This is a genomic window from Halosolutus sp. YCN4 (assembly GCF_059736495.1).
In genome coordinates, this window is record NZ_JCASSM010000001.1 from 895,070 (window position 1) to 907,696 (window position 12,627).

General features: G+C 65.8%; 8 protein-coding genes and 1 tRNA gene. 4 read left to right on the forward strand and 5 right to left on the reverse strand.

Annotated features, from left to right (window positions below; genetic code table 11):
• Positions 1 to 151: 151 nt before the first annotated feature.
• The 3 genes from AC6I6X_RS04410 (at position 152) to AC6I6X_RS04420 (ending at position 4,633) form a co-directional block, all read left to right on the forward strand.
• Positions 152 to 1,684: a (R)-citramalate synthase gene (locus AC6I6X_RS04410; RefSeq protein ID WP_497929288.1), complete on the forward strand. Its 1,533-nt coding sequence runs from the start codon at positions 152 to 154 to the stop codon at positions 1,682 to 1,684.
• A gap of 221 nt (positions 1,685 to 1,905) precedes the next feature.
• Positions 1,906 to 3,600, forward strand: a complete 1,695-nt coding sequence (locus AC6I6X_RS04415) for a right-handed parallel beta-helix repeat-containing protein (RefSeq protein WP_497929289.1) — start codon at positions 1,906 to 1,908, stop codon at positions 3,598 to 3,600.
• A 163-nt stretch (positions 3,601 to 3,763) separates the two neighbouring features.
• Positions 3,764 to 4,633, forward strand: a complete 870-nt coding sequence (locus AC6I6X_RS04420) for a M14 family metallopeptidase (RefSeq protein WP_497929290.1) — start codon at positions 3,764 to 3,766, stop codon at positions 4,631 to 4,633.
• Positions 4,634 to 4,694: 61 nt separating this feature from the next.
• Here AC6I6X_RS04420 and AC6I6X_RS04425 read toward each other — a convergent pair whose 3' ends face one another.
• The 5 genes from AC6I6X_RS04425 to AC6I6X_RS04445 form a co-directional block, all read right to left on the reverse strand.
• Positions 4,695 to 4,892, reverse strand: a complete 198-nt coding sequence (locus AC6I6X_RS04425; protein ID WP_250141758.1) for a hypothetical protein — start codon at positions 4,890 to 4,892, stop codon at positions 4,695 to 4,697.
• Between the two features lie 104 nt (positions 4,893 to 4,996).
• The gene (locus AC6I6X_RS04430; protein WP_497929291.1) at positions 4,997 to 6,796 is read right to left on the reverse strand and encodes a 4Fe-4S ferredoxin N-terminal domain-containing protein; all 1,800 of its coding nucleotides are present in this window, start codon (positions 6,794 to 6,796) and stop codon (positions 4,997 to 4,999) included.
• A 396-nt stretch (positions 6,797 to 7,192) separates the two neighbouring features.
• A tRNA-Ser gene (locus AC6I6X_RS04435) sits at positions 7,193 to 7,277 on the reverse strand.
• A 107-nt stretch (positions 7,278 to 7,384) separates the two neighbouring features.
• On the reverse strand, positions 7,385 to 10,075 hold the full coding sequence (gene ppc, locus AC6I6X_RS04440) for a phosphoenolpyruvate carboxylase (protein ID WP_497929292.1): 2,691 nt from the start codon (positions 10,073 to 10,075) through the stop codon (positions 7,385 to 7,387).
• Positions 10,076 to 10,498: 423 nt separating this feature from the next.
• On the reverse strand, positions 10,499 to 10,675 hold the full coding sequence (locus tag AC6I6X_RS04445) for a hypothetical protein (protein WP_497929293.1): 177 nt from the start codon (positions 10,673 to 10,675) through the stop codon (positions 10,499 to 10,501).
• A 255-nt stretch (positions 10,676 to 10,930) separates the two neighbouring features.
• Between AC6I6X_RS04445 and AC6I6X_RS04450 the strand changes: the two genes are divergently transcribed.
• On the forward strand, positions 10,931 to 12,580 hold the full coding sequence (locus AC6I6X_RS04450) for a thiamine pyrophosphate-binding protein (protein WP_497929294.1): 1,650 nt from the start codon (positions 10,931 to 10,933) through the stop codon (positions 12,578 to 12,580).
• Positions 12,581 to 12,627: the final 47 nt, after the last annotated feature.

The following is a 12,627-nucleotide window of genomic DNA, read 5'->3' on the forward strand; positions in this document are numbered from 1 at the left end:
CCGTGACCGGCGAACTTAAGGCGGGCCCCTTCGATAGGACGAGATAGAATGGCACGAGATTCGTTCTCAACGCCGGACGAGGATAGAGGAAGTCGGGGCAACCCGGCTGGGCGCGAAATTCCGCGACGAACGTAGTCGCAGTTCATCACTCTTGCCTGCACATCACTCCACCGAGCAGACGATTCCATCCGATCGTACCGTCCGCCTTCTCGATACGACGCTTCGCGACGGCGAACAAGCCCCCGGCGTCTCGCTTTCGCCCGACGAGAAAGTCGAAATCGCCCGCGCGCTAGAGCGCGCCGGCGTGGCCGTCATCGAGGCCGGAAGCGCCTGCACCGGCGCGGGCGAACGGCAGGCGATCTCCCGGGTTACCGATCTCGATCTCGACGCGCGCGTAACCAGTTTCTGCCGCGGGATGCGGCCCGACATCGACCTCGCGCTCGACTGTGACGTCGACGGGATCCACCTCGTCGTCCCCTCAAGCGACCGCCACGTCGAGGACAAGGTCGGCACCTCCCGCGAGGACAACCTCGCGAAAACCGCCGAACTCGTGGAGTACGCGGGCGACCACGATCTCTGGGTCGAGGTCATCGGCGAGGACGGCTCCCGGGCCGACCTCGATTACCTCGAGGACCTCATGGGGACCGCCCTCGACGCCGGGGCCGATCGAACCTGTTTCGCCGACACCGTCGGCCACACGGGCCCCGAGCGCACCGCCGAAGCCGTCTCGCGGCTCGCCGACCTCGGGCCGGTCAGCGCCCACACTCACGACGACCTCGGACTGGGCGTCGCGAACGCGCTCTCGGCCGTCGCCGCCGGTGCGGACCTCGTTCACTGCACCGTCAATGGCCTCGGCGAACGCGCCGGCAACGTCGCCCTGGAGGAGGTCGCGATCGCGCTCGCCCACGTCTACGACGTCGAGACGCTCGAACTCGAGGAACTGTACGACCTCGCACAGATCGTCTCGCGGGCGACCGGCGTCCAGCTCCCGCCGAACAAGGCCGTCATCGGCGAGAACGCCTTCACCCACGAGAGCGGGATCCACACCGACGGCACGCTCAAGGACGACAAGATGTACGAGCCCTACGCGCCCGAGACCGTCGGGCGCGAACGCCGACTCGCGCTCGGGAAACACACGGGCCGTGCCGGGGTCGCGGCGACGCTCGAGGAACACGGCGTCGACGCCAGCGGCGACGAGGTCGCCGCGATCGCGAATCGCGTCACCGAACTCGGCGATCGGGGCCGGCGAGTTACCGACGCCGACCTGCTGGCCATCGCCGAGGACGTCACCGGCGACGACCGCGAGCGCGTCGTCGAACTGCTCGACCTCACGGCGACGAGCGGCGGTGCCGTCCCCACGGCGAGCATCCGCCTCGACGTCGACGGCGAGGAGCGCGTCGCCAGCGGCACCGGTTCCGGCCCCGTCGACGCCGCCGTCTCCGCCGTCCGCGAGGCGCTCGGCTCCGCGGCCGACGCGGAACTGGAGTCCTATCACGTCGACGCGGTCACCGGTGGCACCGACGCGGTCGTCACCGTCGAAGTAACGATGGCGCGCAACGATCGCTCGGTCACCGTCGCCCGGAGCGAGGCCGACATCACGCGCGCGAGCGTCGAGGCGATGGTCGACGCGCTCGACCGATTGCTGGCGACGGACGCACAGCCCCTCGCGCCGGCCGACGACTGAGAGCGAGCACTCGCCGCAATCGAGTCCGACCGCTCGCCCGCGGGTCGCCGCACCCGATCGCTGTCCGCCGAATCGATCGCTGTCGCTCCCTTTTCCAGCCGTTTGCGAACTCGCAACAGTGCCCTTCGCAGTTACAACGCTGCAACGGTGTCGTATCCGGCCACTGATCCCGAGTAGTCGTCCGATAACAAATTATCACTTGTGATGACAGTACTTTCGCAATGAACGGTGATCGACAGCACGATCGATCGGAGACAGCGGACCGGGGAATAACGCGACGCTCGTACGTTCGACTGGCAGGCGCACTCGGTGTCGGCAGCGGCATCGCGGCCTCGCCGGCGACGGGATCGGGCGGGAACGACGTCGCTGGAGCGACCTCCGGCGAGGGCGCCAGCCGACAGGGACTCACCGTCACCGATTCCGGAGCGGCCGTAAGCGAGGACGTCACGCACCTCGACTTCGACGGGTCGCTCTCGCCGGTCAGCACCACGGACGGCGAGGACGGGACCCGGCGCGTGCGAATTCAGCCCCGGGACGAGTCGTCGTCCCCGAACATCGTCGACGTGCGGGACGACCTCGACGTCGAACCCGAGGAAGACGACGTCTGGGGTGCGATCGACGACCACTACCGATCGTTCAGACCGACCGAGCGGAACCACCGCTACGTGATCCCACCCGGAGAGTGGTACGTCGAGACCGACAACGTTCACTTCGACGCCCACGAGTTCCTCGGCATCGTCGGAGACCCGTTCGCCACCCTCAGGGTCACCGATCAGGACGTCGATCGGATGATGACCGTCGGACAGATCGACGACTCGCTCCCGCACGCCCAGCGGACGGTGATGAAAGACCTCCAGGTCGACATTCGCGGCGAGTACGACGCGGGGATCGGCCGCTGGTACACCTACTCGTACGGTCTGATCGAGAACGTCTCGATGCGCGGGCGACGCGACAGGCGCAACCCCGACTACGGCGGCGATCGGCACACGATCATGGTCGACGGGCGGCAGTTCACGACGACGAACATCATCCGCAGCTGTTACCTGACCAACGGCGACACGCCCTACGATCGGGACACCCACGTCGGCCACGCGATCCCGTTCAGTTCGGAGATCTACAACCGCGGCACGAACATCTGGGAAGGGTGCCAGGTGAGGGGATACATCGACAACGGAATCTACGTCTCGAACAACTCCGGACGGAACGTCATCACCGGCTGTTACGTCCGCGACTGCTCGGGCGCGGCGATCCGCATCGGGGCCAACGACTACGTTCGGGACTGTCGCATCACGATGACCGATCAGCCGGCGTACCCGTGGTCCGGACTCTGGCTCGAGAACGGCGGGGGCCAGATCGTAGACGGACTCACCATTCGGAACACGATCGAGAAGAACACCGAGATCGTTCGGCTGACCCAGGACGGCCCGGCGAGGCTGTCGGGCGTCCACATCACCGACGAGGGGGGCAACGGACGTGCGATCCGCGTCGCCGACAACGACGACGCGCGCACGGTGTTCGAAGGGTGTACGATCACCGATCGAACCAGTCCGAGCGTCTCCGACTACGCGGTGTACGTCCGCTCGTCGAACGTCGTCTTCAAGGACTGCGAGTACGACCTCGACTCCCAGACGGACCAGGATCGCCACGGATTCTTCGTCAGTAACAGGGGCACCGACGTCGACCGACTCGTCATGCACAACAGCGACATCGACGCCGACGGTGCGAGCCTCAGGTTCGGCGAGAGCGGGCGGGCACACAACATCGAGAACGCCGTCTTCGACGGCCTCGTGATGAGCGACCCCGGCACGACGCTCACTGACGTACTCTGGGTCGGCAACCGCCACCAGGGAGACACCGTCTTCCGCGGTGAGCGATCGAACTGGAAGGGCGACTTCAACTTCGGGTTCACCCTCTGACCCGTCTGGGCGCGGGCGACGCGGCCCCATCCGTGTACCGACGTGCCCAGATCGGATTCGAACGACCGATCGCGTAAGTGACGGCCTACGACGGTTCTATCGCCCGAAACGGTCGATTTCACTCCGGATACTTTTCGTATCAATTACGTTCTCATCGTAGCGAATGTCACGAAAAACGAGACGATCGTTCGTAAAGTCGGCCGGCACGCTGTCAGTGCTCGCCAGCGCCACGACGGCCGGAATCCCGGACGCTCCGTCCGAATCACCGTTGGCCCGTGAGACCAGTTCGACGAGTCGGTCCGACGACTCGCTTCGCGACGTCCTCTCACAACTCGGCCCGCGTCGCGCCCTCATGGCGAACACCCGCTACGAGACCGGAGTGTACGTCGTCGAGGGCCGATCGTCGACCGACTCGGACCCGACGGCAGTCGTCGTCGCGGGCCAACACGGTATCGAACCGGCAGGCTGGCTTACCGCGATGCAACTCACCGGGCTCACGATCGAGGCCGGCAGACTGGTGGTGATCCCGTTCGCGAACCCGCCCGCGATCGTCCAGGGTCGCTACCGGACGAGCGACGGCAACATGAACCGACAGTTTCCACCCGGCGAAGCGCCGACGTTCGACGCGGCAGCGGCGATCTGGCGCGAGATTCGGCGTCACGAACCGGACGTGATACTCGATCTCCACACCTCACACGGCATCTACGCGTCGGGGGTGAACAGCGGCGTCGGACAGGTCGTCTTCCCGACCGCAGCCGGCCGCGACACCGCGGTCAGCGCTACCGAGTGGGTGAACGACGAATTCATCGCGCCGTCGGCCTACGGCCCGGAGTACGAGTTCGCGATCGGCACCGTCCAGGGCAAAGCGGATCGCCCCCTGCTCACGCACAAGGTCGGCCACGACCTCGACGTGCCGGGCTACCTCGTCGAAGTCACACGGCAGGAGACGACGCTCTCCGATCGACTGGCCTGGCAGACCGCGATGGCGACGAAACTGCTGGCAGAACACGGGGTGACGCCGACGACGGCGTAATCTCGCCAGCCGCAAAGAATCACGACGGTTCGGGCCCGATCGGACTCCCTGCGCGATCCCGTCAGTGGAACGGCTGGCGACTGAGGACGCCCCACGGATCGAACAGGTAGACGACGGCGAGAAAGAGCGCGAGGAGGACGACGAACAGTCGGGCGATCGCGCTCGCCGTCGACGGAATCCCCGGTTCGAGCGTGAGTGCCATCACTCCCGCGACGCTGATCCAGAGGATGCCGACGATCGTTCGCTGGCGACGGTCCATGGGTGTCCCTTCGGGTCGCGGGATAAGAAGCTCTCGAGTTGCCACGAGCGTCGGCCCGTTACTCCCCGGGGTATGCTGGACCGATGCAGATTCGACCACACGAGTCACGTGAGCGAACCGAAATCGACCGTCCCATCGTCGAGGACCTCCTTGCGGTTGTCGGTCTGGCCGACGTCGTCGTAGGCGACCGGCCCCTCGACCTGCTCGGCCTCCGGTCCCGGTTCGTTGCCGACGTAGACGACGTTCGGGTTCGTACCGATGTCCTCGAGGAGTCGGAACGTCGAATCCCTGTCGTCGGTGTAGGCGTCGATGACCTGCCGGGCCTGTTCTTCGTCGGTGATCCCGGCGTCCGATACCGGATTCGCTTCGCCGTCCTCGAGAATCGCGAGCGCCTCCTGGACCTCTGCCGGCGTGATCTCCCGGCTCTCGTACCGATCGACGGCGTCCTCGATCGCCGCCTCGGACTCCTCGATCACCGCGTTCAACTGGTCTTCAGCGGCCGCGAGCGCGTCCGGGTCGGCGGCGTCCTCGCTGCCACCTCCGATCAGCGCGTCGAGTACCGCCTCGACCTCGTCGTCCGCCCCATCCTCGCCGACGGCCTCCGTGACGGGGTCCTCGACGATGCCCCGAACGATCTCTCTGGCGGCCTCGTCCGCCGCGGCTTCGGGGTCGTCTTCCTCCTCGGCGTCGATCACGTACTGCAACTCGCTCGCCTCGACCTCATCGTCGACGTAGAGCGCGGCCTCGATCTGCTCCTGGTCCCACTCCCCGGGGACGAACGACATCTCGAGCAGGTCGACGTCGCCCTCCACGAACGCGTAGGCCTCTTCGATCTCCTCCCTGCTGGGGCTCTGTCCGTCGACCATCTCCGCCGCCCGCGATCGACCGACGTTCTCCAGGTACTGCCGGGGGACGCTCTCGGGATCGTTCATGTCGCCGAAGTTGATCGCCTGGGGCGGACAGGCGTCCTCACAGGCCGTCGTTCCGATCATCTCCTCGCCCTTGGTGCCGTCCTGGCGGGTGGCACAGAACGTACACTTCTGCATGGTGCCTCGCGGACTGCGGCTGCTGACCCACCGGCCGCGCTCGTCGATCATGTGTTCCTCGTCGATTTCGCTCGCCGGTACGTCCGGTTCGTCCCACTGGAAGTAGTTGACGCCGTACGGACAGGCGACCTGACAGTACCGACAGCCGATGCAGACGTTGTAGTCCGTCAGCACGAGTCCGTCCGAATCCCGGGTATGGCGGGCCGTCGTCGGACAGACCTTCTCACACGGTGCGTCGGTACAGTGTTGGCAGGGCCGGATGAGTCGATTTCGACCCCCGGGCGTGCTGTCCTCGAAGTCGAGGATGTACATCCAATTCGCACCCTGGTCCCAGTTGTGCTCCTCCGCGCAGGCGGTGACGCAGGCGAGACAGCCGTCACACCGCTCCAGGTCGAGGGTCATGCCCCACTGGGTGCCCTCGCCGTCTCCGAACTCGCCGCCTTCCTCCTCGTCCTCCTGGGCGGCCGCGAGGGCCGGTTCGCCGTCCGATTCCGCCGTTCCCCAGGCACCCAGTCCGACCGCACCGGCACCGGCCCCCACCTTCTTCATCACGTCGCGACGCGACGCCTCGTCGACCCCGAACCGCGACAGCGCCTCGTCGACCCGGCCGCCGTCCCCGGACTCGATCGGCCGCTCGTCCTCGCCGAACTCGGCCAGCACGTCCTCGTGGTACCGGTCGTGAAACGCTTCCTCCGACAGTTCCCCCTTCGTCACCTTCATCGCGTCTTCGGCCATCTCGAGGCCGAGATCCGTATCGTACTCGGTCGCTTCGAGGGACGCCTCGAGTTCGTCCTGCCAGTCTTTTCCGAGTGGATGGAACGGTTCGTCCGCCGAGTCACCGTCCTCGTTCGAACTCATCGATACCCCTCTCTCCGGACCGTTGTGCCGTCATAAAACGCGACCATTGGTAGCTACTGACAATACAGATGACCAGCCCCGGGCGAATAAAAAATCACCTTGCATTCGACGGGGATTCGGTAGTTCGATTTCTGCCCGCAGGGCCCCGAAAATCCCGATCGACGGCGATCCTCGATCGGATCGCGAGCGAGAGTTCGTCGGGATCGAAGTGCCGCTACGCGTCGCTCACCGTTGTTGATCGCCGTAGAAGCGCCGAGAGGGAGATTTGAACCACGCCCGAGAACCTGCTCACTGCGTTCGCAGAACCTCGGTCTCATTCACATCTCCGACGTCGTTTTCCAGCAACGAAATGATTCGCGCCGCTGTGCGGCGCTCATCGAATTGTTGCTGGAAAAGCGCCGAGAGGGAGATTTGAACTCCCGAGTCCGTGAGGACAGCAGATTTCGAATCTGCCGCCTTGGCCGGGCTAGGCTATCTCGGCTCACTCCTATCTATCCGGGTGGTGTTTTTACCCGTTTCGATTTTTGGCAGGGGTGCCAGGGAGTCACGTTCGCCGCCCGTACCCGATCGAGGGCTCCGGTGACGACCCTAGCCGGTGTTCTTCATCCCGGCAGCGATCCCTTTCACCGTCAGCCGGAGCGTCCGCTCCTCGATGTCGGTCCGGTGAGTCCGATCGAGGAGGTACGTCTGGAGGAGGTTCAGCGGATCGACGTAGGGGTTACGCCGTTCGAGGTTCTCGCCGAGCCAGTCGCGCGTGTGGAGTTCCTCGCGCTGGCCGATCTCCTTGATCAACTCGGCACCGCGTTCGTACTCGTCGGTCAGTCGCGGGAAGAACCGATCGCGGAGGTCGTCCTCGGCCAGGTCCGCGTACTGGTCGGCGATCTCGAGTTCCGTCCGGGACAGCGAGAGCGCGGCGTTGTCGAGCGTGGTCTGGAAGAACGCCCACTCGTCGTACATCTCCTGGAGTGTCTCTATCGACCCACCGTCGTCGAGATAGGCGTCGACGCCCGTCGCGATGGCGTACCAGCCGGGCAGGATGCACCGCGACTGGGTCCAGGAGAACACCCACGGGATCGCCCGCAGGTCCTCGACGGTGCGCTCGCCGCTTCGCGACGCCGGTCGCGACCCCAGATCGAGGTCCTCGATGACGGTGATCGGGGTCGCCTGCTCGAAGTACTGGACGAAGCCCTCGCTCTCGAGGAGGTCGCGGTACTCCTGCCGGGCGGCGTCGGCCATCGTCTCCATCGCCTCGATCCACTCCTCGGGGATCTCCTCTTCGGGCTGGTCCATCGCGTACAGCCGCGATCGGAGCTGCGCGTTGACCATCTGCTCGATGTTTCGCTCGGCGATCCGGGGATTGGCGTACTTCTCTGCGATCGCCTCGCCCTGTTCGGTGAACTTGACCTGCCCGGTGACCGTCGAGTTGGGGAGCGCGAGCAGGGCCTCGTTCATCGGGCCGCCACCCCGGGAGATCGAGCCGCCGCGGCCGTGGAACAGCCGCATCGTCACGTCGTGGTCGTCGCAGATCTCGGCCAGTCGGCGCTGGTTCTTGTACAGCGACCAGTTGGCCGCGAGGAAGCCGTTCTCCTTGTTCGAGTCGGAGTAGCCCAGCATGATCTCCTGGGTCCGACCGCGGGCCTCGATGGCCTGACTGTAGGCTTCGTTCTCGAAGAGGGTGCCCATGATGCGCCGCGCCCCGGAGAGCGCGTACTCCGTTTCGAGGAGGGGAACGATGTCGATCCCGCAGTGTTCCGGCAGGGAGACGACGTCCGCCTGGTCGGCGAGGAACAGCACCTCGAGAACGTGGCTCGGTTCGTCGTTCATCGAGATACAGTAGGTGTCGATCGCGTGAACGCCGTACTCGCTTTGCCACTCGGCGAGACTGTCGAACAGCGTCAGGACGCGGGTCGACGCGTCGGAGAGATCCTCGGTGTCGGAAAGGTCGATGACGGGTTCGTCCTGCAGAACCGCCTCGGTCAGCCACTCGACGCGTTCGTCCTCGGAGAGCGCGCGGTAATCGATCCCCTCCGACTCGAGGGCCTCCGCGATCGCGTCGGTGTGTTTCTGCTGGTGTTCGCGCAGGTCGAGACTGGCCAGCGAGAAGCCGAAGGTGGCGACCTGTCGACGGATCGGATCGACGTGGGCGTCGACGACGACCTCTGCCCCGTTGGTCCGGAGGCTATCGGCGATGTACTCGAGGTCCTCGAGCAGTTCGTCGACGTCGTCGTAGCCGCCGGGACGCACGTCGCCGACGCGCTCTATGCGCTCGCGCATCAGTTTGAGCTTCTGCCGGTAGGGTTCGCCGGGGTAGCGCTCCTCGGCGGTCCTGGCGCTGCCGGGCAGCCGTTCGCGGTCCTCCTCGAGCGAGGCCTGGAACTCCGAACCGGCGTCGATGCGACTCCCGTCCTGGCTCAACACGCCCGAGAGGCGCTTGAGCTGTTCCCGGTACTTGTCGAGGACGACCTCGCGCTGGCGTTCGAGCGTGTTCGCCGTCACCTCGGGCGTCACGTAGGGGTTCCCGTCGCGATCGCTCCCCGCCCAGGAGCGGAATTCGAACAGTTTCGGTATCTCGAGGTCGCCCTCGACCTCCTCGTCGATCGCGTCGGCGAGTTCGTCGTAAACCTCGCCGACGACGTCGAACAGCGTGTTCTCGAGGTACCACTGGACGTTCCGGGCCTCGTCCTCGGGTTCGGGCTGGCGACGCCGAACCTGCGGGGTCTGCCAGAGGCTCGTCACCTCGGCGTCGATGTCCCGCCACACTTGCTCCGACTCTTTGTTCGTCAGTAGCCGCTCGTCGAGGGTCTCGAGGTACGTCGAGACCGTCCGGAGCTTCGACTTGACCGTCTTGCGACGGGCCTCCGTCGGATGCGCCGTGAAAGTGGGCTCGATCAGGACGTCGTCCAGCACCTGTGTGACCGTCTCGGTATCGGTCTCTCCGAGTTCCGCGGCCGCCGTTTCGAGACTGTCCGCGAGGGTCCCCTCGTGGGATTCGGTTCGGAGCGATCGGACCCGCTCGCGTTCCTCGGCGAGGTTGATCAGTTCGAAGTAAGTCGTGAACGCTCGCGCGACGATTCGCTGTTCGTGGGGCGACAGCCTCTCGAGTTCCGTGATGAGGGGGTCACGGGACTCCAGTTCGTCGGCACGGTAGTCGATCGCTGCACGCCGGCACGATTCGACGGTTTCGAAGGATCGTCGCGAGGTCTGGTCCTCGAGGACTTCCCCGAGCAACGCCCCGAGTTCGCGGACGTCCTGCCGAACGTCCCTGTTATGCAGTGTCATATCCGCCCCGTACGTGTCCGACGCTAAAAATCCCCGTGTCACACGGTTACATTGTCGATAATCGTCTTCCGTGATAGTTACTGTCGGCATGACAGCGAACGGAGATCATCGCCTGCGATCGATCGACCCGGGGCGAGAACCGGGCCGAAATGCACGGCGTTCGCTCCTGGAATCTCGAATATTTACTACTAATATAAATTTTAATGTCACTGTCTATTTTGCCCCGGCCGAGCGGCGCGTCGGAGCGCCGTTCACTTTCGATATTATTGTGACTAGTTGGCAAGGTCCGAATGGGAGGGAGATCGGAATCTCCGGGGCGATGAACGAAGCCGTCAGTCCTCGCGCGCGCCACTCGCGGTGGACGTCGGGTGGAATGCCCTGGGAGACGAATGGAACTCGCGACGATTTCGATCGGGGTTCGAGCTATCGCATTTCGTCAAGTGCCAGCACGGTGTCCGACATGAGCCACGCCGTATCGCTGTCCGCCCGTTCGATGCTGAGTGCGAAAAACGAGTCCCTGCCGTCGTCGACCGTGATGTGGTAGCCACGACTCCGCAACTGGTCGCTGCCGTCGGTTCCGTTCGATTCGGCTGAAGTCACACCAGCATTCAGGGCCGAGGCCGAATAACGGGCGCGGTTTCTGGATCGGGTGTAGGGACGTCCCACGGGATGACTGCAGGCGACGACGTCCCTCTCGCGTCTCCGAGATCGCCGCCCCTGAACAGTACACTTCGACCCCAGGTGACACCGATGCGGACCGTCGACGATGGGCGACAGTCCAGAGGTGTGTTTTTTGTTCTCCCCCTGAGTATCGAGTGGCATGTGTCACCAGGAAGCACTGTACAGGAGGTGGTGATGATGGCGCGATCGACGGATGCGATCGCCGCACTCTTCGAACGAGCGGGGATCGAGACGGTCTTCGGGTTTCCCTGCGAGCAGATGGATCCCTACTATGCGAGCATCGACGGGTCGACGGTCAGGCACGTCCTCGCCCGGAGCGAGGCGAGCGCGGCCCTGATGGCGGACGGCTACGCGAGGGCCGCTCGTACCGCGGGCGTCGTCGACGGGGTCAGCGGCCCCGGTGCCGCGTACATCGGCGTCGGACTCTGCGAGGCCGCCGGCGCGTCCTCGCCGGTCGTCGCCCTCACCGGCGGGAACGATCGGGAGACCCGCGGAAACGGCGTCATCCAGGACGGGGACAACGAGGCGATCCTGGACCCGTTCGCCGAGGCGACGTTCGACGCCGAAACGCCCGGCCGCGCCGTCGAGGCCGTCGAGAATGCACTCCGGATCGCCACCACCGGGGTACCCGGTCCGGCACACGTCAATCTCCCGGAGGACGTCATGACGGGCGAGATCGAGCGGGAACCCCGCGACGACGTCTCCGGAACCTATCCGCGGACCCGACCGGCACCCGATCCGGACGACCTCGACGCGATCGGCGATCTGCTGGCGGCGTCCGACAGCCCCGTGATCGTCGCCGGTGAGGGCGTCGTCCGCGCGGACGCGACCGACGAACTGACGCGCTTCGCGACGGCGGCGGACGTCCCCGTCGTGACCTCGATGAACGGAAAAGGAGCGATCGCGGAGACGGACTCCCACGCGCTGGGCGTCGTCGGTCGCTGGGGATTCTGCCAGGTGGCCAACGACGCCGTCGCGGACGCGGACTTGGTTCTCGGCTTCGGAACCCGATTCGGCGAACTCACGAGCGTCGGCTGGTCGCTGGTCCCCGAGGACGTGGCGCTGGTCCACGTCGACCTCGATCCGGCCTGGCTCGGCCGCAACTACGAACCGACGGTCGCCGTCCGGGCCGATCTCAAATCCACCCTCGACGCGCTCGCCGGGACCGCGTCGAGCGCCGACGATCGGGCGGCACGGATCGAGCGACTCGCCGAGAACCGGGCCGACTGGCGCGCCGGGTTCGAGGCGGACCTGACGAGCGACGAGACGCCGGTGAAGCCACAGCGCGTGGTTCACGAACTGAACGCGCGACTCCCCGCCGAGGCGGTGCTCGTGAGCGCGACGAGTTTTCCCGGGTTCTTCTCGGGCGCGTTCTACGAAACCGAGCGGGCCGGCCTCTCCTACCTCCAGGCCAGGGGCAGCGACGGGATCAACGTCTGTCTCCCTCAGGCGCTCGGCGTCAAGACCGCGCTGCCCGACCGGCCGGTCGTCGCGCTCTCCGGCGACGGCGGGATCGGCTACCACATCTCGGACCTCGAGACAGCCGTCCGCGAGGACCTCCCGATCACCGTCGTCGTCACCAACAACGCGTCGCTCGGGTCCTCCAAGATGAGCCAGCTCGGCACCCACAGCTTCGACATGTCCACCGACTTCCACGACGGCGTCGACTACGCACAGGTCGCTCGCGGCTTCGGCTGTGCGGGCGAGACGATCGACGACCACGAGCGGGTCGGCCCGGCGATCGAGGAGAGCCTCGAGCGCGACGTGCCGACCCTGCTGGACGTGCGCGTCGATCCGTACGCCGCACCGCCGTTACTCGTCTGACCGGCCGACCCGATCGTTGCCGGTCTGCCCGGATCGATCGGCGTGGT

What these genes read in the sequence shown, in the direction of transcription:
- AC6I6X_RS04415 (WP_497929289.1), top strand. Translation starts at nt 1,906, where the DNA reads ATGAACGGTGATCGACAGCACGATCGATCGGAGACAGCGGACCGGGGA.
- AC6I6X_RS04425 (WP_250141758.1), bottom strand. Translation starts at nt 4,892, where the DNA reads ATGGACCGTCGCCAGCGAACGATCGTCGGCATCCTCTGGATCAGCGTC.
- AC6I6X_RS04430 (WP_497929291.1), bottom strand. Translation starts at nt 6,796, where the DNA reads ATGAGTTCGAACGAGGACGGTGACTCGGCGGACGAACCGTTCCATCCA.
- AC6I6X_RS04420 (WP_497929290.1), top strand. Translation starts at nt 3,764, where the DNA reads ATGTCACGAAAAACGAGACGATCGTTCGTAAAGTCGGCCGGCACGCTG.
- AC6I6X_RS04450 (WP_497929294.1), top strand. Translation starts at nt 10,931, where the DNA reads ATGATGGCGCGATCGACGGATGCGATCGCCGCACTCTTCGAACGAGCG.
- ppc (WP_497929292.1), bottom strand. Translation starts at nt 10,075, where the DNA reads ATGACACTGCATAACAGGGACGTTCGGCAGGACGTCCGCGAACTCGGG.